This is a genomic window from Glutamicibacter sp. TV12E (assembly GCF_052441935.1).
Classification (GTDB): domain Bacteria; phylum Actinomycetota; class Actinomycetes; order Actinomycetales; family Micrococcaceae; genus Glutamicibacter.
Map to the genome: position 1 here is coordinate 148,388 of NZ_JBQVVF010000001.1, position 23,388 is coordinate 171,775.

Annotated in this window: 23 protein-coding genes; 6 read left to right on the top strand and 17 right to left on the bottom strand. The window is 59.4% G+C overall.

All coding sequences use genetic code 11. The annotated features are described in order from the left end of the window. Positions 1-69: 69 nt before the first annotated feature. The 5 genes from ACT7DV_RS00670 to truB form a co-directional block, all read right to left on the bottom strand. Positions 70-855: a class I SAM-dependent methyltransferase gene (locus ACT7DV_RS00670; RefSeq protein WP_444660449.1), complete on the bottom strand. Its 786-nt coding sequence runs from the start codon at positions 853-855 to the stop codon at positions 70-72. 5 nt (positions 856-860) lie between these two features. Continuing rightward, complete coding sequence (locus ACT7DV_RS00675; protein ID WP_444660450.1) at positions 861-1,814, bottom strand: bifunctional riboflavin kinase/FAD synthetase; 954 nt, start codon at positions 1,812-1,814, stop codon at positions 861-863. Positions 1,815-1,878: 64 nt separating this feature from the next. Continuing rightward, entirely contained in the window at positions 1,879-2,346 is a 468-nt protein-coding gene (locus ACT7DV_RS00680; RefSeq protein WP_444660451.1) for a hypothetical protein, read from the bottom strand. Between the two features lie 11 nt (positions 2,347-2,357). Beyond that, positions 2,358-2,720 (bottom strand): hypothetical protein, encoded by a 363-nt coding sequence (locus tag ACT7DV_RS00685; RefSeq protein WP_444660452.1) that lies wholly within the window; start codon positions 2,718-2,720, stop codon positions 2,358-2,360. 18 nt (positions 2,721-2,738) lie between these two features. Next, positions 2,739-3,662: a tRNA pseudouridine(55) synthase TruB gene (truB, locus tag ACT7DV_RS00690; protein WP_444660453.1), complete on the bottom strand. Its 924-nt coding sequence runs from the start codon at positions 3,660-3,662 to the stop codon at positions 2,739-2,741. Positions 3,663-3,960: 298 nt separating this feature from the next. Between truB and ACT7DV_RS00695 the strand changes: the two genes are divergently transcribed. From ACT7DV_RS00695 to ACT7DV_RS00710, 4 genes are all read left to right on the top strand, one after another. Next, complete coding sequence (locus ACT7DV_RS00695; RefSeq protein ID WP_444660454.1) at positions 3,961-4,623, top strand: fasciclin domain-containing protein; 663 nt, start codon at positions 3,961-3,963, stop codon at positions 4,621-4,623. A gap of 174 nt (positions 4,624-4,797) precedes the next feature. Next, the gene (gene sigK, locus ACT7DV_RS00700) at positions 4,798-5,379 is read left to right on the top strand and encodes an ECF RNA polymerase sigma factor SigK (protein ID WP_444660455.1); all 582 of its coding nucleotides are present in this window, start codon (positions 4,798-4,800) and stop codon (positions 5,377-5,379) included. Next, positions 5,379-6,203 carry an anti-sigma factor domain-containing protein gene (locus ACT7DV_RS00705; protein ID WP_444660456.1) on the top strand — a complete coding sequence of 275 codons (825 nt, stop codon included), beginning with the start codon at positions 5,379-5,381 and terminating at the stop codon, positions 6,201-6,203. The genes sigK and ACT7DV_RS00705 overlap by 1 nt, the downstream gene beginning before the upstream one ends. 198 nt (positions 6,204-6,401) lie before the next feature. Continuing rightward, positions 6,402-7,904: a molybdopterin-dependent oxidoreductase gene (locus ACT7DV_RS00710; RefSeq protein WP_444664732.1), complete on the top strand. Its 1,503-nt coding sequence runs from the start codon at positions 6,402-6,404 to the stop codon at positions 7,902-7,904. A gap of 732 nt (positions 7,905-8,636) precedes the next feature. Here the strand turns inward: ACT7DV_RS00710 and ACT7DV_RS00715 are convergent. The 6 genes from ACT7DV_RS00715 to rimP all read right to left on the bottom strand — a co-directional run bounded on the left by ACT7DV_RS00715 (position 8,637) and on the right by rimP (position 14,938). Continuing rightward, entirely contained in the window at positions 8,637-9,083 is a 447-nt protein-coding gene (locus ACT7DV_RS00715; RefSeq protein ID WP_444660457.1) for a YdeI/OmpD-associated family protein, read from the bottom strand. Between the two features lie 188 nt (positions 9,084-9,271). Further along, the gene (gene rbfA / locus ACT7DV_RS00720) at positions 9,272-9,706 is read right to left on the bottom strand and encodes a 30S ribosome-binding factor RbfA (RefSeq protein ID WP_444660458.1); all 435 of its coding nucleotides are present in this window, start codon (positions 9,704-9,706) and stop codon (positions 9,272-9,274) included. Positions 9,707-9,807: 101 nt separating this feature from the next. Further along, on the bottom strand, positions 9,808-12,750 hold the full coding sequence (gene infB / locus ACT7DV_RS00725; RefSeq protein ID WP_444660459.1) for a translation initiation factor IF-2: 2,943 nt from the start codon (positions 12,748-12,750) through the stop codon (positions 9,808-9,810). Between the two features lie 175 nt (positions 12,751-12,925). Next, on the bottom strand, positions 12,926-13,246 hold the full coding sequence (locus ACT7DV_RS00730) for a YlxR family protein (RefSeq protein WP_444660460.1): 321 nt from the start codon (positions 13,244-13,246) through the stop codon (positions 12,926-12,928). Between the two features lie 139 nt (positions 13,247-13,385). Beyond that, a complete protein-coding gene (gene nusA / locus ACT7DV_RS00735; RefSeq protein ID WP_195181188.1) occupies positions 13,386-14,369 on the bottom strand; it encodes a transcription termination factor NusA in 984 nt (327 codons plus the stop codon). Between the two features lie 2 nt (positions 14,370-14,371). After that, positions 14,372-14,938, bottom strand: coding sequence for a ribosome maturation factor RimP (gene rimP / locus ACT7DV_RS00740; RefSeq protein ID WP_444660461.1), 567 nt, complete (start codon positions 14,936-14,938; stop codon positions 14,372-14,374). A 174-nt stretch (positions 14,939-15,112) separates the two neighbouring features. Here rimP and ACT7DV_RS00745 point away from each other — a divergent pair, with 174 nt between their 5' ends. Both ACT7DV_RS00745 and ACT7DV_RS00750 read left to right on the top strand, forming a co-directional pair. Beyond that, complete coding sequence (locus ACT7DV_RS00745; RefSeq protein ID WP_444660462.1) at positions 15,113-16,180, top strand: hypothetical protein; 1,068 nt, start codon at positions 15,113-15,115, stop codon at positions 16,178-16,180. Between the two features lie 461 nt (positions 16,181-16,641). Further along, the gene (locus ACT7DV_RS00750; RefSeq protein WP_444660463.1) at positions 16,642-17,088 is read left to right on the top strand and encodes a hypothetical protein; all 447 of its coding nucleotides are present in this window, start codon (positions 16,642-16,644) and stop codon (positions 17,086-17,088) included. 18 nt (positions 17,089-17,106) lie between these two features. On the opposite strand, the gene ACT7DV_RS00755 is transcribed toward ACT7DV_RS00750, so the two are convergent. From ACT7DV_RS00755 to ACT7DV_RS00780, 6 genes are all read right to left on the bottom strand, one after another. Then, a complete protein-coding gene (locus ACT7DV_RS00755) occupies positions 17,107-17,898 on the bottom strand; it encodes a sulfite exporter TauE/SafE family protein (RefSeq protein WP_444664734.1) in 792 nt (263 codons plus the stop codon). A 56-nt stretch (positions 17,899-17,954) separates the two neighbouring features. After that, positions 17,955-19,742, bottom strand: a complete 1,788-nt coding sequence (locus ACT7DV_RS00760; protein WP_444660464.1) for a proline--tRNA ligase — start codon at positions 19,740-19,742, stop codon at positions 17,955-17,957. Positions 19,743-20,124: 382 nt separating this feature from the next. Further along, a complete protein-coding gene (locus ACT7DV_RS00765; protein ID WP_444660465.1) occupies positions 20,125-20,865 on the bottom strand; it encodes a hypothetical protein in 741 nt (246 codons plus the stop codon). Positions 20,866-20,943: 78 nt separating this feature from the next. Continuing rightward, entirely contained in the window at positions 20,944-21,735 is a 792-nt protein-coding gene (locus ACT7DV_RS00770; protein WP_444660466.1) for a hypothetical protein, read from the bottom strand. Between the two features lie 13 nt (positions 21,736-21,748). After that, complete coding sequence (locus ACT7DV_RS00775) at positions 21,749-22,435, bottom strand: hypothetical protein (protein WP_444660467.1); 687 nt, start codon at positions 22,433-22,435, stop codon at positions 21,749-21,751. 114 nt (positions 22,436-22,549) lie between these two features. Continuing rightward, positions 22,550-23,374: a GNAT family N-acetyltransferase gene (locus ACT7DV_RS00780; RefSeq protein WP_444660468.1), complete on the bottom strand. Its 825-nt coding sequence runs from the start codon at positions 23,372-23,374 to the stop codon at positions 22,550-22,552. Between the last annotated feature and the right edge of the window lie 14 nt (positions 23,375-23,388).

The window sequence follows — 23,388 nt, forward strand, 5'->3', positions numbered from 1 at the left end:
GCAAACGCCGAAGCGTTCACGGTGGATGCTCGCAACCGCGGACTGCAGCGAGAACCATCGTCAATCATATCACTGACGGGTGCGCCGGCGGGACCTCCAGGCATGGGTGAGATAGGGCACCTGCACCTTCTCGGACCGCTCGTATCCGAGGTGCTCGGTCCAGTACCACGCGAGATTTGCCTCAACCCTGGCTCGGGTTGTTCCTGTCGCCTTGCGGTAATAGCTGCGCGATTTGGTCAGTTCGATGATCTCCTGAAAATCCAACGGCATCGACCAATGCCATATGCCGTGCTCCGGCTTGCCGAATTCCTGCCCCAAGGGAGGTTCGAGCTCCGGGCGGTGGACATCACCGGCATGCATGATCCGGGCCAACCGGTGAACCCATGGAATGGACACATCAAGCTGGTTCCACAATAGCGTTAGCCAGCCATGGCCATGCAACAGCCTGGCAGCTTCCGCGCTGGCTTTGGGATGATCGACCCAGTGCCAAGCCTGGGCATAGGTGACCAAGTCAAAATGGTTTTCAGCCAGGCCCGTGTCCTCTCCGGAGGCACAGAGCGTAGCAATGTCCGGCAGGCGCTTTGCCAGGACCGAAAGCATGTCCTGGGAAGGGTCAACAGCGGTGGTCTCCACGCCGCGGGCCACAAGCTGTTCGGTGAAAATTCCCGAGCCGCACCCGATATCTACCGCAGTGGCCGGATGATGCTGCAGTGCAAAATCCAGTGCGGCTTCAGGATAGGACGGACGGATCCTGTCATAGCTTTCGGCATCCGACAGGAATGCTGAGGCCAACTCATCACGCCGCTGAGCGCTCACCACGAAGGCCCGCTGCGGCAGGGAAGGAATTTCTGCCATGGCTACTAATGGCGTTCGGAAGCCAAGACTGTCCGAGCCTGGTCGACGTCTTCGGTCATTTGCTCAATCAGTGCTTCGATGCCGCGGTAGGCAACCATGGGGCGCAGGTGTGCAATGAATTCCACCACGATCTGCTGGCCGTACAGGTCGAAATCTTCCACGCCCTCTTCAGGACGGTCGATCACGTGGGCCTCGACAACTCTCGAAACCCCTTCAAAGGTTGGGTTTGAGCCCACGGAAATGGCCGCAGGCCACCGAACATCAGCCTCGTCGATGACCCAGCCGGCATATACCCCGTCAGCCGGGATGATGCCGGTGGCTTCAGGATCCAGATTGGCGGTGGGGAATCCCAATTCACGCCCGCGGGCGTGGCCATGGACCACCTCGCCGCGCATCCGGTGTGGCCTGCCAAGAATCCCGGCGGCGGCTTCGACGTTGCCGGCGGCAAGTTCTTCACGGACCCAAGTCGATGAGAGGCGGCGCTTGTCCCCCACGTCTTCAACACCAATCACGTCAAAATCGTATTTCTTGCCCAGCTCTTGCATGTAGCCGAAGTCGCCGGAATTGTTCTTGCCAAAGCGTACATCGTGGCCAACCACTACGGCCACTGCATGCAGTTTCTCCACGATGATGGAGCGGACAAATTCTTCGGCGCTTTGCTCAGCAAAATCCAGCGTGTAATGGATCATCAACGTGGCGTCCAAGCCAACGCCCGCCAGGGTATCAATCCGGTCGGCTATGCCCATGATCAGTTCCGGGGCATTATCCGGACGGTGGACCAATGCGGGATGCGGGTCGAAAGTAATGGCCACCGATAGGGCAGAGCGTGCTTTTGCCTGCGTCACCGCGGCATCCAGGACTTCGCAGTGCCCCAAATGAACACCATCAAAGTTGCCAATGGTCACGACAGTGGGAGCCATATCCGCGGGGACGGCGTCCAAGCCCTTCCAATAGTGCACTTTGCTCCTTTAGAAATTCTTCTGTGGCAGGCGGGAAACCCGCCGAGGCAATTCTTACACGTCTTTAGGCGCGACGCTCACTGCGGTTACGGTAAAGCCACCACAAGCCGACCATCGGAAGTACCAGCGGAATGTACCCGTAGCCTTCCCCGAATCCGCTCCACACCGAGGGGTGGGCAAAGATTTCCGGGTGCGTCAGCGACAAGATACCCACGACGATCACGCCGGCAAGCTCGATGCTCACTGCCCACAAGGACAGCAGCCAGGCTTTCGGCTTGGCCGACGACAAGGAGAAGGTCGCCAAAATGTAGATCAATCCCGAAATCAATGACAGCGTATACGCCGCGGGAGCTTCATCGAATTTGCTCGCGATCTGATACACGCCGCGGACCGTGGCGGCCAGGGCCAAGATGCCATACACGGCAATGATGACCCGCCCCAGTCCGGTGGACCGGCTTGGCTTGGGTGCTTTGCCTCCGGAGCGCGCTTCTGCGGCTTGAAGGATGCGCGAGTTGCGTGGCTTGTCGCCCATGGCTTTAACTCCTAGTGCCAGATCTGTTCCATGCGGAACAGCATGATGAAAGTGACCAGTGCCGAAGCGCCAAGAACCGCATTGGACCAGCGGCTCTTTTCGCTGATTGCCCAGAAGAAAGCCACCGGTGGCATGACCAATGCAGTGATCAGATACCCCCAGAATTCCCACGGATCACCCTGCACCGCATTGCCGGCCGCTTGCCTGGTCGCCGCGGCAATGCCGTAGGCCACCAGAAAAACCTCGGTGCAGGCGGCACCGATCAGTGCCCAATCATCGGGATGCTTCCGGATCGCCGTAGCTACCACGGCAACCACAAGGGCCAGCGCGCAGATCACTGCGCCAGCAATAAAAAATCCGTTCAAGGCAAACAACGGCTCGTCCTTTCGGGATTACTTCGCGGTGAATACGAGGGCAGTGCGAGCTTTATCGCCCTTGTCCTCCAGCAAGGCCACGAGTACGCCGTTGGGTGCGAACGCCGCTACGGTCTGTCCCGGCTCAATATCCATGTCCAGGTGCGACGCTGGGATGGTCCGGCCAAATGACAGCTCAATTGCTTCATCCACGCTGACCGTCCGGTTGGGGAACAAGGCGGCGGCGGCCTTCTCGATAGGCAGCATGGCAAATTCCTCCGCCAGCTGTTCGAGCGTACGGGTGAGCTCGATCTTATATGGGCCCACCTCGGTCCGGCGCAGAGCAGTCAGGTGGCCGCCCACGTCCAGGGCTTCGCCCAGGTCGCGTGCCAGAGCCCGAATGTAGGTGCCGGATGAGCATGAAACAGTGACGTCCACATCGAGAATCTTGCCGCCGTTCTCGCGGCGGATTTCGTGGATGTCGAAGCGCGAGATGGTGACCGGACGGGACTTGAGCTCAACCTGCTCGCCGGCGCGCACCCGCGCGTAGGAGCGCTTGCCGTCCACCTTGATGGCCGAGACCTGGCTTGGGATCTGCTCGATTTCACCGCGCAGCTTGGCCACTTCGCGTTCAATGTCTTCGTCCGAGACGGCGGCGGCAATGCGCTCGGAAATGATCTCGCCTTCGGCATCGTCGGTGACGGTGTTCTGGCCCAGTCGGATTGTCGCGGTGTAAGTCTTGTCGTGGCCGACAATGTAGGTCAGCAGCCGGGTCGCCTTGTTGACGCCGATCACCAGAACGCCTGTGGCCATCGGATCCAGAGTCCCGGCGTGGCCCACCTTGCGGGTGCCAGCAAGCCGCCGGATGCGTCCTACCACATCGTGGGAGGTCATTCCCTGGTCTTTGTCGACTAATACGAGGCCCGAGGCCTGCTCTTCAGTGTTCTGCCCGGCTTTACTCACGCTTTCCAGTATATGGCTTCGGCCGGAAATTAGCCTGCCACTGGTTGCAAGCGTGGCCGATCCCACGTGCTGTCCGCTGCCTTGGCACCGGGTGCGCCAGGGCTGTGCTCAGGGGGGAAACTCATCGCAGCTGTGCTCCTGCCACCTGGCTATGAGCGTTTCAGGGAATACTTTTCATAAATAATTTCCGAGATTCCCATCCGCTTGGAGCTGTGCCCCGAATGCTTCATGAGAACCCGCTCCGCACGGACGGGAGAAGGACCCTCGACGACAGTCGCGGCGAAGCAAGGAGAATATCATGAAGCGCACATATAGCAAGGTCGCTGGGGCATTCGGGATCATCGCGGCCGCCGCCATGGGACTCAGCGGCTGCTCGACCGGTTCGGAAACCATGGAATCGCCAATGGCGTCCACCTCGGAATCCAGCTCCCCGATGGCCAGCGAATCAGCTATGGATCCAGCCGGCAATCTCGTTGGATCCGGCTGCGCCGCTTACGCCGAAGCCGTCCCGACAGGTGATGGTTCGGTCGCCGGAATGGCACAGGACCCCGTGGCCGTGGCAGCATCGAACAACCCGCTGCTGACCACCTTGACCGCAGCCGTCTCCGGCAAGCTCAACCCGGATGTGGATCTGGTGGACACCCTTAACGGTGGCGAATTCACTGTTTTCGCACCGGTTGATGATGCGTTCGCCGCGATCCCCAAGGATGATCTTGCTGCCGTCGCCAAGGATGCCGACACCCTGACCAGCATCTTGACCTACCACGTTGTCCCCGGCCAGATTGCTCCAGAGGATCTATCCGGAAAGCTCGCCACCGTCCAGGGCGGGGATGTTGAAGTCACTGGCAGCGGTGATGATCTCGAAGTCAACGGTGCTTCGGTTATCTGCGGTGGAGTGCAGACGGCCAACGCGACCGTGTACCTGGTGGACACCGTCCTGATGCCTCCGGCAAAGAAGTAGCTTCCACACAAGGAAGGCCGCGGGCAACCGGCACGAAGGTGATGCATGGAGTCCACTCCAGGCATCACCTTTGGCGGTGAAGCGGGCTCTTCGTGCCTTGGCCATTGCGATACGCAAAACGCCACGCCACAGGAGACAAGCAGAATGATACAAATGCGTGAGACTCTTAGATTCATGAGTTCAAATAGGCTCGATGCGAAGGAAGACGACACCGTGCAGACGCCAGACGCCCTGATGCAACAGGTCGCGCTGGGGCACGAATCCGCCTTCGAGTTGCTCTACGACGCCATGGCATCCCGGGTTTTCGGACTGGTTTTGCGGGTGCTCAGGGACAATGCGCAGAGCGAAGAGGTCACCCAGGAAGTATTCGTCGAGGCGTGGCAACAGGCACGGCGCTTTGATCCAGTGCGTGGCAGCGCGGCTTCCTGGCTGCTGACCATTGCCCATCGCCGGGCGGTGGATCGGGTCCGTTCCAGCCAAGCGAGCCAGGACCGGGATTTGCGCATTGGAATCAAGGAATTCCAGGACAGCTACGACGATGTGGAAGAAAACGCCATCTTGCATGATGAGTCCCTCCGCGTAGCCCAGGCGTTGCAGCGTCTCACCCAGGCCCAGCGCGAAGCCATACATCTTGCATACTTTGGCGGGTATACGCACATGGAAGTCGCGGAGCTGCTGAAGATCCCGGTGGGAACAGCTAAAACGCGAATACGCGACGGAATGAACAAACTTCGAGAACTGATGGGAGTAGCGTGATGGATAAGCATGAGAATGAGCTGGCCAACAGCTTCGCCCTGGACGCTCTGGGAGACAAAGAGCGCGAAGAGCTCCTGCACGGCCAAGAGCCTTCCCCGCAAGCACGCGGGGAACTGGACGCCCTGCAGGAAACCGCCGGGCTGCTCGGCCTTGCGGCCACGCCCGTCGCTCCCCCGGCACGGCTCAAGAACAGCGTCATGGATGCCATTCGCCAAACCAAGCAGCTGGAACCGGTTGAGGATATTTCCTCCGTCGCGGACAGCACGTCAGCAGCGGATTCCTCTCCGGCGGCTGAACAGGAATCCGAGCCCTCTGATCCACCGGCCTCAGTTGAACATGGCGGGGGCCGCGGAACTCAACGGTTCTTCGCACTGGCCGCCGGCGTCCTGCTGTTGGCTGCGGTGGCTCTGGGTGGCTTGGCCATCAACCAGAATTCCGAGCAGCGCGAACTGGAAAGCCAGATGGCAGCCATGGCTGCTCATCAAGAAGCGCTGGCCAGGATCATCAGTGCCCCCGACGCGCAGTCCAAGACGCAGACCCTGGAAGACGGTGCCCGGATCACTCTTTCCTACTCGGCGGGTGAAGGGCTCATGGCGGTGTCGACCTCCGGGATGCCGAGCCTGCCCAGCGACAAGGGGTACGAGCTGTGGCTGATTTCTTCTGACGGGGCGGTTTCGGCAGGAATGCTGGACGGCAGCAATGCCAACGGCATGATGCTGGTTTCTGACCCCATGAAGGGAATGACCCATTTCGGGATTTCCGTGGAGCCAGCGACGGGCTCGCCCGCCCCGACCACAGATCCGATCATGGTCCAGTCTCTATGATCCGGCGGGAATTCTTGTAGCCGAATCCAATCCATTTCATTGGCTGTTCCGAAAACACTGTGAGTGGTTGTTCCCCTGCACACCGCAGGGGAACATGGATCGCAACGCATGAGGTGAGCAGCAGTGGGTATTCCGAAGAAGGCCAGCAGCAAGGTTCTTGTTTTTCACGCAATTGCCGGGTTCTGTTCGGCAGCAGTCATGTTTGCCGTTGCACAGTTTGCCTCGGCGTTCGTCAGCAGCGCTTCTTCGCCGTTCTTCGCGCTGGGCTCGGCCATTATCGATTTGACTCCGCCATGGCTCAAGGACTTCGCCATCGCGACCTTCGGCACCAATGACAAGCTCGCGTTGTTCGTCTCCATCGGCATCGTGGCAACTTTCTTGGCTGCCCTGATCGGAGTGCTGGCCAAACGGAGTTTTGCCTGGGCCTGCACCGTCATCGTGGCCCTCGCCGTCTTGTTGGGCAGCGCTGTGGCAGCTCGTGCGTCAACCGGCATCCTCGATATTGTTCCGACAGTGCTCGGTGCCATTGCCGGCATCGGGATTCTGCGTTGGCTTACCAATCTGGCCGGGTCCGCGGCCCCGGGAGTGCCAGCCGGTGCAAGCTCCCACAACAGTGCCTCTGCCGCTGGCACCAGCCGCAGGAACTTCCTGCTGGGCTCGGCAGCGTCCCTGGCTGCTGCTGCCCTGGCCACCGGCGTTTCCACGTCGCTGTCGGCAACCCGCAATATGGCTGCTGCTGCCCGCATGGCGCTGCGGCTGCCAGCGGCCCGCACCAAGGTCATGGATCTGCCCCAAGGCGTCCAGATTGACGAGCCTGGCATGCCGCGCTTCATCACTCCCAACCAGGATTTCTACCGGATCGACACCGCGCTGTCGGTACCCCAGATTGATCCATCCCAGTGGTCCCTGCGCATCCACGGCATGGTGGAGAACGAATTCACGATGAGCTTCGACGAGCTGCTGGGCGAAGAACTCGTGGAAACCTATCTCACGTTGACCTGCGTTTCCAACCCGGTGGGCGGCGACTTGGTCGGCAATGCCAAGTGGCTGGGCTATCCGCTGCGCAAGCTCTTGGAGCGGGCAGTTCCGCAAGCCGGCGCCGACATGGTCCTGTCCACCTCCCATGACGGATTCAGTGCCTCCACCCCGCTGGAAGTCCTGACCGATGAACGGATGGCCTTGCTGGCCGTTGGCATGAACGGCGAGCCGTTGCCCTTCGATCATGGTTTCCCGGTGCGCATGGTGGTTCCTGGACTCTACGGCTACGTCTCAGCCACCAAATGGGTGATCGATTTGGAAGTAACGAGGTTCCAGGACAAAACCGCCTACTGGACCACGCGCGGTTGGTCAGAACGCGGCCCCATCAAGATGTCCTCGCGGATCGATACCCCGCGCCCCTTTGCCAAGGTCCCTTCGGGAGAGGTTGTGCTTGGTGGAACAGCCTGGGCGCAAACCCGGGGCATTTCGCGAGTACAGGTGCAGATCGATGACGGGCCGTGGGAAGATGCCGAATTGGCGTCCGAAGCTTCCTTGGATACATGGCGGCAGTGGCGCCATGTCTGGTCCGGGGCACGCCCCGGAATGCATACCGGACGGGTTCGGGCCTACGACGCCTCCGGAGAACTGCAGACCAGCGACAGGGCCAATCCCGTCCCCAATGGTGCCAGCGGCTGGCACCAGGTGCAGTTCTCGGTGGAATGACCCACCGATACTCCGGGTCGTTCCTCCAGCGCCAGCAGTCTGCGGACTTCCCGAGGCTGCGGACGGACGACGAGCCAGCCGCATTTCACGGGCCGATTCAACGCCTGCTCCGCGCAGCGGCTCGCAGCCCGGTACCCGCCCAGCCCGAATCACGACAAGTTCGGCGAAGGGACCGGAGATTTCCTCGTCGCCACCCTGGCTGTAATCTATGCCAGTTGCCACCATGCGCAGGGATTTGAGCATGGGGCGGCTTCCGAGCACGAGTCCCGTGTGCGCCCCCGAAGATCAACCTCCACTTCGGCCAGCAACGTACATTGCCCAACAGGGCAGCCTGTTGATCAATCGCGCCTATTGCGCACAGCGGGGCGCTCGCAGTATTGGACGAGACATCGAGCACCGCTGGTCGCAGTTGATCGGCGCCACAGACTTCGCGGAAGAGTCTTCTGGAATATTTTCGCCCGCACTTGGAGCGGCATCAGGCAGGATCAGTCTAGGATCCCGTGCTTCACGAGTTCCATCCTGGCTGGCTGCATCTCTGCAGCGGGGCTCCACTGACTTGTAGTTGCCCGGTACTCTTGCAGCTCCCGAGCAGCGCACACGAACCGGTTTTCATCCGCCCCAGCGCATTGTCCACCAGCAATTCTTACACTGCGGCAATTTTCCGAAGATAAAACTGCACTGCACTGGCTCTTTGGGCTTGGTGGCCGTGGGACTACAACTTCGTGTTGCAGGCTACTGGCTGCGCAGCGCCTTGATGACCTTCTCGACCCGGCGCGTCCTGGTGTCCTCGCCGCGGGCTGCCACGATGGGATCCACGTGGCCTCGCTGCTTGCTGTAGGACAGCTTGTTCCAGGCTTCAAGCAGCTCTGGCTCCGCGGAGAGCAGCACGGCCAGCGGTTCAGGTACTTCGACGGTCCGCGGCTCTTCGTCCAGTTCGAGGTTGACCCTGACTTCGTCGCCGGCGCCCTTGCCCGTGGCCGCCCTGGTTTCAGCGTTGAAGGAAATAAGGAACTGCCCGTGCATGGAAGAAATGCTGTTCAGGTAGGTGTAGTCCCCGTCAATGCACACAACGACCGGGACGCGTTTGCCACGGCCGAATCCGAGCACGATGTCATCGGGAACGACGATGCCCACGTTTTTCCCGCCAGTGGCGCTGAGCGTTGTAGTGAATTCTGGCATGTGCGGCACCTTTGGTCGGATCCGGCGGTTTCTGACCACGCTATCCCACGGCCTGCCCGGCGACCAGCCCCCTGCCGGGATTCCTGCTTCGCTATGAGGGGAACCGGGCTTAAAGCACAACGCCCCGGCCAGCACGCGATGCGTGTTGTCCGGAGCGCTTGCCCAGGAAGGGCCCAGCCCAGAAGCCCTTAGGCTTCTTCGGCGTCCTCGTCCTTCTTGTACGGGTCCTGGTCGCCGGCGAAGTCCTTGCCTTCGCGCAGCGCCGCAACCTCGGCGTCCTTTTCGCGGGCCTTGGCCAGCAGCTCCTCCAGGTGCGAGGCACCCTCGGGGATTTCGTCAGCAACGAAAGCCAGCGTCGGGGTCAGGCGAATGGTCAGATTGCGGCCCAATTCCTTGCGCAGTGCACCGCCACGCTTCTCGAGCATGGCAGCGACGTCTTTCTTCATCTCGCCATCGCCGAAGACGGTGTAGTACACCGTGGCGTGCTGCAGGTCGTTGGTGACGCGGGCGTCGGTCACGGTGACATTGTCAATGCGCTCGTCCTTGATGACATTGCGCAGCGACTGGGCCATGAGGACCTGCACGCGCTTGGCCAGGCGTGCGGCGCGGGCTGAATCAGCCATGGTTTTCTCCTAATGGTTCAAAACTCGTGGGCGCTTGACCAAAGCCTATCGGTCAAACGCCCACGAATCTGTGAGTCACACTGCTAATTGCTGGTGAGCAATTAGTCGCGTGGCTTTTCGCGCATCTCGAAGGTCTCGATGATGTCGCCTTCCTTGATGTCGTTGAACGACCCCAGGCCGATACCGCATTCGAAGCCCTCGCGCACCTCGGTGACATCGTCCTTTTCGCGGCGCAGCGAGTCAATCGACAGGTTGTCGCCCACGACGTTGCCGTCGCGTACCAGGCGTGCCTTGGAATTGCGCTTGATGCTGCCCGAGCGGATGATCGAACCGGCAATGTTGCCGAACTTCGAGGAACGGAAGACCATGCGGATCTCGGCGGTACCGAGGGCCACTTCTTCGTATTCCGGCTTGAGCATGCCCTTGAGCGCAGCTTCGATGTCGTCGATTGCGGAGTAGATGACCGAGTAGAAGCGCATATCCACGCCTTCTTTGTCGGCCAGTTCAGACACGCGCTCGGCTGGGCGGACGTTGAAGCCAATGATGATGGCGTTGTCCACGGTAGCCAGGTTGACGTCGTTCTGGGTGATAGCACCCACGCCGCGGTGGATAACGCGCAGCTGAACGTCGTCGCCGACCTCGATCTTCATCAGCGAGTCTTCCAGTGCTTCAACAGCACCCGAAGCGTCACCCTTGAGGATCAGGTTCAGGGTATCGATCTTGCCATCTGCAACGGCCTTATCGAAGTCTTCCAGCGTGATGCGCTTGCGGCGCTTGGCCAGCATGGCATTGCGCTCTGCGGTTTCGCGCTTGTCAGCGATCTGACGGGCGGTGCGCTCGTCTTCGGTGATCAGGAAGCCGTCACCGGCGCGAGGCACCGAGGACATGCCCAGGACCTGAACCGGACGCGAAGGCAGTGCCACGTCCAGGTTCTCGCCGTTTTCGTTGAACATTGCACGCACGCGGCCGTGGGCGGTGCCCACCACCATGGTGTCGCCAACGCACAGGGTACCGGACTGAACCAGAACGGTAACCACCGAGCCGCGGCCCTTGTCCAGGTTCGCTTCAATGGCTACACCACGAGCGGACTTGTCCGGGTTGGCCTTCAGTTCCAGCACGTCGGAAGTCAGCAGGACAGCGTCGAGCAGATCGTCGATACCCTGCTTCTGCAGTGCCGAAACCTTCACGAACATGGTGTCGCCACCGTATTCCTCGGGAACCAGGCCGTACTCGGTCAGCTGGCCCATGACCTTGTCGGGGTTGGCGCCTTCCTTGTCGATCTTGTTCACCGCGACGATGATCGGCACGCCAGCAGCCTGTGCGTGGTTCAGTGCTTCAACGGTCTGCGGCATAACCCCGTCGTCCGCTGCAACAACCAGCACGGCCACGTCGGTGACCTCGGCACCACGGGCACGCATGGCGGTGAACGCCTCGTGGCCCGGGGTATCGATGAAGGTCATCGCGCGATCGCGGCCCTCATGCTGGTGGTTGATCTGGTAGGCACCGATGTGCTGGGTGATGCCGCCGTGCTCGCCCTCGATAACGTTCGACTTGCGGATAGCATCCAGCAGTCGGGTCTTACCGTGGTCGACGTGGCCCATGATGGTGATGACCGGGGCGCGCTCTTCGAGCACGTCTTCGCCTTCAGCCTCAAGTTCGGCATCCAGGTCCAGGCCGAAGCCTTCGAGCAGTTCCTTGTCCTCGTCCTCCGGGGAGACCACCGAAACCTTGTAGCCCAGCTCTTCGCCGAGCACTTCGAAGGTTGCCTCGTCCAGGGACTGGGTGGCCGTAGCCATTTCGCCGAGGTGGAACAGCACGGTGACCAGTGCTGCCGGGTTGGCGCCAATCTTGTCAGCGAAGTCGGTGATCGAAGCACCGCGACGCAGACGGATCTCGGTGTCTCCGGTACCTCGAGGTACGTTCACACCGCCCAGGCTTGGAACACTCATCTGCTCCAATTCCTGGCGCTTTGCGCGCTTGGACTTGCGCTGCTTGCCGCGACCGGCGCCTCCCTTGCCGAAAGCACCGCCAACGCCACCGCGACCACGTGGTGCACCTGGGCGGAAGCCGCCACCGGTACCGCCACCATTGCCGCCGCCGCCACCTGGGCGACCGCGTCCGCCGCCACCGGCACCTGGACGTCCGCCACCGGCTGGTGCTGGACGATCAGTGCGGTTAGGCATCATGCGCGGGGTGGCAGTGGTTCCTGCGCCAGCGCCTGCGCCTGGGCGTGGACCGCCGGCACCTGCACCCGCTGGGCGCGGACCACCCTGGCCGGCTGGGCGTGGGCCGCCCTGGCCTGCCGGACGCGGGCTGCGCTGGCCGTCGCGTGCTGGACGTGGACCGCCCTGGGCATCGCGTGGTGGACGCGGACCGCCCTGGCCCTGTCCTGCTGGACGCGGGCCGCGCTGGCCGTCACGCGGTGGGCGCGGGCCACCCTGGCCGCCTTCGCCGCGCATTCCCTGCTGGGAGGAGAACGGGTTGTTGCCTGGGCGTGGGCCACCTGGGCGCGGAGCGCCCGGACGTGGTGCGCGGTTGCCATCGCGGTTCTGGCCACGACGTTCGCCGGAGTCAGTCGAACGCATGCCCTGCTGGGATGAGAACGGGTTGTTGCCTGGACGTGGTGCCCCTGGCTTTGGTGCTGGCTTGCTGCCTGGCTTTGGTGCTGCGCCGGGCAGTGGTGCACCCGGGGTAGCCTTCGCTGCCGGTGCCGCCGGTGCTGCAGGGGCGGCCGGCTGGGCCGGTGCCGGGGTTGCTGCTGCTGGCTTGGCGGCAGGCTTTGCAGCAGAGCTAGCAGCCGGGGTTGCAGCTGGCTTGGAAGCCGGCTTTGCAGCACCCGGGGTTGCTGGCTTTGCGGATGCCGGCTTGGCAGCTGCCGCATTGTTCGAACCTGGGAAAGCATCGCGCAGCTTGCGCGCTACTGGAGGCTCAACGGTCGAGGATGCCGAGCGAACGAATTCGCCCATGTCCTGCAATTTGGTTAGTGCTTCTTTTGAAGTGATTCCGAGCTCTTTAGCGAGCTCGTGAACGCGGGGTTTAGCCACATCTCTCCTGTATTGATGTGATCTGCTCAAACCCCAGCTTCAAAGAAAAATCTTTAATCAGGAGGTCTGGCAAATCAGCTGTGTAATTCGTGAAATTCTTCCGTCGCACGGTGGATCACGCAGAACTGATAATTCATCGTTGTGCGCTCAACATTGCCGACTCATCGGGTTGCCATCAGATTTCTGACCCGCTTTCATCATGTTTGCCAGATTGCTGGCGTGCTGCCAGCTGATCTTCGTATGCGGCGAATTCCTGCACAACCTGCGAATCGTCCACGGCGGACCGGAAGGTCCTCGCGAACGCTTTTCGCTGTACAGCTTGCCGCACACACTTTTCTGTACCGTGAGTCCAGGTTCCTCGCCCAAAGGCAGAACCCTGCAGATCCAGGCCCACCACACGCGGTGATGCGCCCTCCTTGAGGACCCAACGGAGCAGCTCGTTTTTACCGGTAACAGTTCGACAGCCAATGCACGTTCGTTGCTGATGCAGCTTCATGCGAGCGCCGTCGCCACCTTCCCTAGTTATGCGAGCCAACTACTAGTCTAGCGCGTTTGGCAGCCATAGCGCGCATGAGTTGTGGCTCACACAGCGCCAGGCTGCCGACGCTCGACCAAGTTTTCCTGGAACAGCGTCTTTAGAGCTGTGGCTCCTTGCCACCGGAGGCCGCCAGGATGTCAATGCGCCAGCCGGTCAGCTTGGCGGCCAGGCGGGCGTTCTGCCCTTCCTTGCCGATAGCCAGCGACAGCTGGGAGTCGGGAACCACTACGCGGGCACGGCGTTCGGCCTCATCCAGGATCTCCACCGAGACAACCTTGGACGGCGACAGGGCCGCTGCGATGAACTTCGCTGGATCCTCGTTGTAGTCAACGATGTCGATCTTCTCGTCGTTCAGCTCGTTCATCACGGCGCGCACTCGGGTGCCCATTTCGCCAATGCAAGCGCCCTTGGCGTTAACGCCAGGCTTGGTGGCCTGCACGGCGATCTTGGTGCGGTGGCCGGCCTCGCGTGCCAGCGCCTCGACAACAACGGTGCCGTCGGCGATTTCTGGAACTTCCATTTCGAACAGCAGTCGAACCATACCCGGGTGCGAACGCGACAGCGTTACTGCCGGACCCTTGTTGCCGCGCTCAGCGGAGACCACGAAGGCACGAAGGCGATTGCCGTGAATGTACTTCTCGCCTGGGGACTGCTCTACCGGTGGCAGCAGCGCCTCCAGGTCGCCGATCTTCACCTGCACCATATGCGCCGAGTAGCCCTGCTGGATCACGCCGGAGATCAAGGTACCCACGCGTGCGGAGAATTCCCCGACAACCTGTGCATCCTCGGCTTCGCGCAGTCGTTGCATGATGACCTGGCGTGCGGTCGAGGCGGCAATGCGGCCAAAACCGTGTGGAGTGTCATCGAATTCGCCGAGCAGAACACCAGCGTTGTCGCGGTCCTCCACCATGATGGCTACATGGCCGGTGCTGCGCTCAATGTGGGCGCGAGCCCCCGGCATGGCGCCTTCGGTCTTGTTGTAAGCCAGCAGCAACGCCGACTCGATGGTCGGAATCAGGACATCCATGGGGATGTCGCGGTCTTTTTCCAGAATGCGCAGTGCGTTGAGATCAATATCCACGCTTAGCCCTCCAAATCTTCAGAATCAACGGTGTCTAATAGTGCGTCATCGAAGTTCAGTTCTGGATCGACAACAGCTTTACGGATATTTTCAAAAGCATGGAGGGCCGGGTCAAGAACCTTAGACTTCATGCCTTTTTTGGCCGGCTCGCGGTGCTCGGCTACCAGGACATCAGCATCGTTGACTTCAAGCAGGCGTCCGCGGAGTTTGGTTCCATCGCTGAGCGAGATTTTGACCATGCGGTTGATGGCTCGCACCCAGTGGCGATGCGCCGTCAGTGGGCGGGAGAGGCCAGGCGAGCTCACTTCAAGCTCATATGGATCTGCAGATGCGTAGGCAGCATCTTTGTCCAGTGCATTTGAGATGGTGGTGGTAACTTCACCGAGTTCATCGAGATTCACCGAATCGCGGCCGTCGGCCTTGTCGACGATGATCTGAACGATCATTTGCTTGCCGGAAGGGCGCAAAGCGACTTCTTCTAAGAGAAGCCCGTGGGGTTCTACTTCCTTGGAAAGCAATGCAGTCAGTCGCTGCGCTTCCTGTTCGGTATCGGCCGGCATTCCGGTCATGGATATCCTCCCACGCTATTCGATGTTGTCCTTTAAGCCTATAGTGCCTTTCGCTCGTTGAGAACTGCCAAACCGTCTCAGGTGAAAGAACTCACGCACTTTTTCTTTCAGTGGTGGCGCGCAACACCACTATTGCCTGAAATCGCCGGCCGATCATGGCATGATCGAATCGCTATGACTGAAAATTCTCCTCATAATTCCCGCCGCAGGAAGACAACAGCACACCGCGCACCGGGCTGGATCGCTCCTGCGCTGGCTGGAGCAGTGGCGGTTGCCGTGACGTGGGGAATCGGCAGTACCTTGTTCCACGGCGCGTTGGTCGAACAAGGGCTGCCGGAACAAGTCAAAGATGCATCTGACGACGAACGCACCATGTGGGTTCAAGGTGCCGCGTTGGCCGATCTGGCTGCGCGGGCCAACAAGTTGGCCGAACTGGCCCAAGGCCAGGAATCCGAAGCGCTCGCGATTCTGGGGACCTCCTTGTCCCAGGGCGCTGCCCTGCTTGGTGAATTGCAATTCGAAGAAGAGTCTCCCGCGCCGGTTGCGCAAAGCTACTCCCCCGAACTGGTTGTTGCCCTGGTGCAGGACGTGGCGAATTTCTCCGCTTCGATGCCCGGTTTTGAGGATCCCTCCATGGAACGCAATGAGTTGCTGGCGCAGATCGCGTTCCAAACCAACTTTGACGCGCGCGATGCCTTGCAAGCCCTCGACGAGAAAGACGCTCCCAAACTCGCCAAGCCCCTGAGCAGATCAGCAGAGGCGGGCAATTCCGAACAGGTCGGCTGCTTGCCATCCCCGGATTTGCTTGATCCGGCCGCCAAGGCAGGTGAACCGGACGACTTTGAACCGGTCGCCGTTGCCCGCGCATTAGATCGTGGCTACGCATTGGACTTTGTTCTCCAGCTGCACGCGGCCCGTGGCACGTCCTCGCAAGTTGACGGAATCGAAGAACAACGCACCGCGCTGGGCAAGCAGCTAAACACCCTTCGATCGGTGGTTGACCAGAAATGCGGCGATCTGCGCCAGCCAGCCTACGCCCTGCCCGAAAACGGGCTTGAGGCCCTGGACAAAGTCGTTGCCAACGCGCAAGAAGACTTTGACCGGGCTCTGGTCACCGCAGCGGGCAACGCCGATGGAGAAGCTGGAAAGCGCATCGCAACGCTGGCGTATGAAGTACTCAGCGGCCTCTCAACTGCTCATTCGGATCAGCGCATCTTGGAATCCGGAACGGGCGTTAACTGACCCTGTGAGCATGCGGGATTCCTTGCACACTGGCACTGATGTCCGTATTACAAAATAATCACAACGATATTTTCTGCTTCATACGTCGAGGAATGAACAGGATTAAATCTGGAGGCAATCGACCACCTGCGTGATGATCATTTACATCTGCTCGCATACCTGGCGCGGCAGGATTTCCCACGTGAACAACCATGCCAATGTACGTTTTCCATTGCACACAGGGTCGCATTACGTATCGATTAGGACAGCGCATTGCCGATTCATGGGGAAAAAGAAATAATGTGAATTCTTTCCTGGCATTCGCCCTCTCGCATTTCATCCCATTAACGGCTATGGTGAATTAAAGGGCCGGCGGTTCGTGATTTGACTCCCGCATTAGCTACGGAGAAGCAATCCGCATCGAGGGCGCCAGCATGGGGATCCAGACACTCGTTACAACTTCGTAAACAGGAGGATGGATAATGCCAGGTCGATTTGTGCGATCAAAAATTGCGCAATTAGTCAGCGAAATCATCAATTCAAGGCAAGGCCGCGCCCAGCTCAGCGCTCACGGTTGGGTACACGGAATGCCTATCGTCATCGCGCAGCAAGACGAACAGCTCAGCGATGTCATGTCCCTCGTCGCCGCGCACCAGCCACCGGTACTGGTAGCCACCACCGACCCAGAGAATGGCGATCTGTGGTTCATGTATGTGTCCATCGGCTGCGTTACCTTGCAAGTTGTAGAGCCACTGCCGCAGAACACCAGCATTGGAGAGCTGTACCGCTTGGCATCGCAGTCGAGTTTCTTGACATTCCGCATTGACCAGATGACAGCCAGCTCGGTAGTCCACGCCATTGCGCCACAGCATGTGAGGCACCACGCAGGTTATACGACGGTCGAGGCCTCTACCTCACGCACCGTCTAGAGCGGGTGCCTTCCCGGCTCACTGTCCGGCAAAAATCATGTCTGCTCCGAGCTTGACGATAAGCGCGCTGACTACGACGACAAATACGATGCGGATAAATGCGCTTCCCTTGGAAATAGCCATGCGTGCTCCAAGGTAGCCGCCGATCATGTTCATCACGCCCATGGCCACCCCTAAGCCGACCAGCACATGTCCGGTAGGGACGAACAACAGCAGGGCGCCGAGATTCGTGCACAGGTTGACAATTTTGGCCTTTGCTGAGGATTGCAAGAAGTTGTAGCCAAGAACGGTCACCATGGCAATGATCAGGAAAGAGCCAGTGCCCGGGCCAACCATTCCGTCATAGCCGCCGATAATCAGGCCGATCAAGATGGCCCTGAGATAATGCTGGTGCCCGGTGTAGCGAAGGCGGGAAAGCTCTCCGGCCTTAGGTTTAAAAATCGTGAACAGCAGAACCGCGATCAACGCGGCGATAATGATCGGCTTGATTGCTTCGGAAGGCAGCAGCGTAGCTAGGGCCGCCCCGCCAAAAGCACCGATCAGTGCTGTCAGCGCCATCGGTATCGCGGTTTTCAAATCCGGGCTGGTCCGCCGGTAGTAGGTAATGGCACTGGTAGTGGTGCCAAAGATCGATCCTAGTTTATTGGTGGCCAGCGCTTGAACCGGAGTGATGCCGGGAAAAAGAAGCAGCGCGGGCAATTGAATGAGGCCTCCGCCGCCAACGACCGCGTCGATCCATCCGGCCCCCAAGGCTGCCAGTAAAAGCAGGACCAAGGGCCAGAAGGATACGGGTTCACCGTTGACGGACAGGAATTCCACTATCTCTTGCACCGCGCTACTCCCCTATTCAGTTATCTTCAAGGCGCTCAGGCAGTCAGCTCTTGAACAACGTCCTCGACCTTGACGTCGCGGCGTTCGCCGGTGGCCCGATCCTTGACCTCAACCACGCCATCGGCCAAGCCGCGGCCAACTACGACGATGGTTGGAATGCCGATCAGCTCGGCATCCGAGAACTTCACACCAGCCGAAATCTTTGGACGGTCGTCAAGGATGACGTCCTGGCCCGAAGCTTCAAGCTCGGCAGCCAGCTTTTCAGCGGCCTCGAGCATCTCTGCCCCCTTGCCGGTGACAACAATGTGCACGTCGGCAGGCGCAATCTGCTTAGGCCAGGCCAGACCGTTCTCGTCGTGGTAAGCCTCAGCCAGGGCGGCAACAGCGCGGGTGACACCGATGCCGTAGGAACCCATGGTGACAACCTGCAGCTTTCCGTTCTGGTCCAGCACCTTCAGATCCAGTGCCTTGGCATACTTGCGGCCAAGCTGGAAGATGTGTCCCATTTCAATACCGCGCTCGGTGCGCAGCGGGCCGGAGCCATCCGGTGCCGGATCGCCTTCGAGGACATTGACTGCTTCGATGGTTCCATCAAAAGCGAAGTCGCGGCTGGCTACCAGACCGAAGACGTGCTTGCCGTGCTCGTTGGCGCCGGTGATCCAGGTGCTGCCGGAAACCACGCGTGGATCAACCAAGTAGGTGATTCCGCCTTCGGTCTCCTTGCCTAACAGCTGCTGGTCCAGTCCAAGAGCGGGGCCCAGGTAACCGGTGACGATCTCCGGGTGGCTCTTGAGGTCTTCGGCGGTGGCCTGCTCAACGGAAACCTCGCCGTTGATGCCCAGGGCGACACCGATGGTTGCTTCCAGACGCTTCTCGTCCACCTGGCGGTCGCCTGGCACGCCAAGAACGACCAAGTGGCGGTTGCCCTCTGGATCGATGACAGCCAGCACCACGTTCTTCAGGGTGTCCTTGGCTTCCCACGCACGATCCTGGCGAGGGCGTAGTTCATTGGCGGCCGCAACCAGGGTATCGATGGTCGGGGTGTTAGGCGTCTCGACGACTTCGAAGGCAGGAGCAGCGGTGTAGTCGATGGCGTCTGGCACCACAGTGGTGACAGCTTCAACGTTGGCCGCGTAGCCACCGGGCGAGCGAACAAAGGTGTCCTCGCCGATGGCGGTTGGGTGCAAGAACTCTTCGGACTTCGAACCGCCCATGGCACCTGCCTGGGCGAAAACAGGAACAACTTCCAGGCCAAGGCGCTGGAAAATCTTCAGGTAGGCACCGCGGTGAGCCATGTAGGCCTCGTCCAGTCCGGCATCATCAATGTTGAAGGAGTAGGAGTCCTTCATGATGAATTCGCGGCCGCGCAGCAGGCCCGCGCGCGGGCGAGCTTCGTCGCGGTACTTGTTCTGGATCTGGTAGAGATAGACCGGCAGGTCCTTGTAGGAGTTGTACAGGTCCTTGACCAGAAGGGTGAACATTTCCTCGTGGGTCGGTGCCAAGAGGTAGTCGGCGTCTTTGCGGTCCTTCAGACGGAACAGGCCATCACCGTACTCAGTCCAACGGCCGGTCTGCTCATATGGTTCGCGCGGCAGCAGTGCAGGGAAATGCACTTCCTGGCCGCCGATGGCGTTCATTTCCTCGCGCACAATAGCTTCAACGCGCGCAAGGACTTTCAAACCCAGCGGCAACCAGGTGTAGATGCCCGGGGCCGCACGGCGGATATAACCGGCGCGTACCAACAGCTTGTGGCTGGCGACTTCGGCGTCAACCGGATCTTCACGCAAGGTGCGCAAGAAGGTAGTGGAAAGCTTCAAAACCACTCGGGGGCGTCCTATTCCGTCCGTCGACGACCGAAAAGTATTTTCGGTGTCGACTAGCTATGCAAAATCAATGGGTTTTCGGCCGTAAAGTCGACCGATTCCAATGCTACCGCTTCGGGCCACTTCCCAATAAATTCAAGGGCTACGAGCTGGCTCGTGTTGCGAAAAGCGCCGCTAGGAATCGGGACCGGGACGATCCAAAAAACGGTTTTTCCGATCCAGATGGCAATCGAGGGCCGCACTACCGTAATTCACGGTTAGGATGACAGGTCTCGGCGAACGCGTCCACCGATGCACAGGGGCGGTGAAGTGGCCAATAAAGCCGAAAGGCTCCCACCGGTCCCATGAAGGAAACCGGAGAGAGCCAAACGAATTGGGCTTCCTACTTGGCTGCCGACTTAACTTCAGCAACAGCCTTGTTCAATTCACCCGTGAGCTTGTCCAGCACTTCTGCTTCAGGTTTGTCTCCGCCACCTGAGTAAACGACCATCACAGCATTAGCCCCGACCAGGCCCTGCATCTGGTAAGAACCGCCCGGGACCTCGGTACCGTTCACGGTCATGCTGGTCTGGGTGGCAATGGTGGTATCGGCATCAGAGCTGGCGTCGAGGACCTTGGCCGAAGCTGAAATCTCCTGGCCCGACATGGACATCGTGAACTTGTCGCAGCCCTGCAAATCCTTGTTTTCCGCCATGGACTTTGCTTGCTCAAGCTTGGCTGAATCCTCGTAGCCGAGCACCGAGTACGTCGTGGACTCCATGCCCTCGCCAGGGACGACCGCGACAGCCATGTTGGTGCCTTCAAGATCCTGCGTCCCCTGCTGTGCCACGAATTCGGCGCACTTTTCGGGGCTTATGTTCATTTGCTCAATCAATTTCTTCGATTCAGGCAATGACGCCTTAATAGTGTCGCCATCCAGAACCTGCGCCTTGGAGTTATCACCCACTAGCGACTTGACCACCGCAGAGACCTGTTCAGCGGTCAGCGCCGCGGTTTCGCTTGCCTGTTCTTGCGCAGCACCCGAACCGTCGGAGCTACCCGAAGATTCGTTACCCGAGCTGCCGCAACCGCTCAAAGCGAGTGCTGCCGCCATCGGCAGCACCCAGAAAGCTTGCTTCTTCATGGTGTAATCCTCACGTTGATGGTGAAAAGCCATCTCTAGTATTACACAACACGTTCGAAATAAAACCACATACCGGAACTATTGCGCCGCTTTGATTTCATCAAACGCTTGATCTGCAAGCTCCACTGCCTGAGTCGCCAATTCTGCAGGTTGCATCGAACCCGTTTGCAAGGTGACTAGAACAAAATTGTTTCCGTCTAACGCTTGAACGGCGGCCGAACTCAATGTTTGCCCACCGCCGGCATCCATAATGGTCGACATGCTCAACGATCTCTCGGCTTTGACAGCCAGCGGCAAGATCTGGCGCTGGGCCTTGATTTCTTGTCCGCCCTGTTCAATGGTGACCGTTTCACAGCCCTCAAGGTCATCCAGTGCCAGTGCATCGTGCACGTTTTTTCGCGTGGCTTCGTCAGTCAACGAAAAAACCTGCACGACTTTACCCATTTGCTCGGAGCTGCTCGTCGAAGTGGCAGCCACTGAGCCGGTCAGGTCAGTGACCGTATATTTGGCGTTGAGTTCTGCGCATTTCTCCGGCTTGATTCCGTCAGGCACCTTGGCGTTCTTGGCTGCGGAAAGCTGCGGTTGCATCTGTTCGTTGCCGATCACCTGCACCGCGGGGTCGCCTTCAAGCAATTTGGAGGCGATGTTTTCGACTTGCGTTGCGTCTAGTGTTTTACCCGTAGTCGGTTCTTCGGCACTACTTTGTTGGTCCGATGGGCTCGTGGACTCGGATGAATTCGGCCTCTGATCAGATGAGCCGGCGGAGCAACCTGCCAGGGCCAATGATGTCGCCAGCGGCAATGCCCAAAATACCAATCGCTTGGTCATGAAGTTTTCCTTTGTTGTCCTTGCAGAGAAAGTTGAGAGCACGCCGCTAATTTCTCTAGTTCAGCTCGCTCAGCAATTCGTTGATCGTCGCTGCTGCGCCGTGGACTTGCTGTTGTGTTTGCCCTTGGGTCGTGGGTTGCTGGATGCCGATCAACACGTTAGACGTGGCGGCACGAACCATGAGCTGTTGCTGGGTGATTTTCCCATCACTGCTGGTAACCACGTAGCTTTCATCTTGTTCGGCTTCAGAGTCCATTGGTTGCTTTGCCAGATGGTAGGCGATAGATTCATTGCCCGAGGTGACAGAGTAGCGAGAGCATTGCTCATTGGCCGACGCATTTGCATCCCACTGCTTTTTCAAAACTTGTGGATCTTTGTAGATGGCCACTGTGAGATAGCGGTCCTCGAATTCAATGGCACCCATCGTGGAATTCTGCAGTTGGTCCGCTACTGGCTCAGCAAAGGCAACTCCGCATTTGCTCGGATTGACCTTGACGCTTTCAATCCATTCTTGGGCTTTCGGGATAGTCGCTCGCAACTTCTTATCGGTGATGACCACGGCGTTTGCATCTGCCTTAGAAAAGTCTTCAAGAATTTTCTGCAACTGGTCAGCGTTGACCTTCACTGGCGCTTGAGGAGTCGGCTCAGGAGCAGGTTGAGCAGCGCTGCAGCTTGCCAATGCCATCGTTGCAAGGCAAAAAGCAACGGCCAGATACGACTTGAAACCATTGGCTTGGGGCACAAAATTTCCTATCCCATTTAGCTTTACCCTCTAGAGTCTAGAAGATCGTCGGCAAATGCGACGAGATTGCGACTTAACCGGTCCCACGCGTCAACAAGTTCAAGTTGCCATTGCCTAGAACAAGATCGTTGCAAAGGTGCCAACCTGCTCAAACCCAATACGTTGATAGGTCTTAAAAGCTGGCACATTAAAATCATTCACGTACAGGCTGGCGATCGGAGCGAATTGCATGGCGTAATCCACCGTTGCGCTCATATACCCAGAGGCTAAGCCGAGCCCCCGATATTTGGGATTAACCCACACTCCCTGGATCTGGACAACTTCGTCAGTCACGGTGCCCAAATCGGCTTTGAAGACGACCTCGCCGTTGTCATCGCAGTCGATGAGGGTATGTGCTTCGCGGATCAGTTGTCGGACTCGGCTTCGATAAAAACTTCCGCCGTTTTCCAGTGGGGAATAACCCAGTTCTTCTTCAAACATTGCGGCACTGGCTGGGAGCACCAGATCAAATTCGTGAATTCGTGCAGGACGAAGCTTGTTGCGCCGGATACCAGCAGGCCGCTGCGAAATAGTCAGCAGAGGTTGGTTCTCCCGGACATCGAAGATTTCTTGCGGGCCCTCGAGTAGTACCTCATGCATGGCCAGCACAGATTGCGCCGGACCAAAAACGGAGGCGAATCGCTGCCGAGATTCCAAGGCATACTGCGCATATTTTTTAGCCTCGTCCTCGGTCATGAGGGTTGGTGCCACATTGGCACCTACCCAACATGCCGATTCGAGACCGGCGTCACCGTCGAGCCCGACGATACGGGCGTAGCCATCCGGCGCAGCTGAACGGTGCAAGTTCACCTGAGAACGGGTGAAAATATTAGCGACGGGGTCGCGGTCGAGCAGCTCGATGAGCGCCGTCGTGTCACGGCGGTTCAGTGTCCGCGGCACCCTTTTGTCGCTTC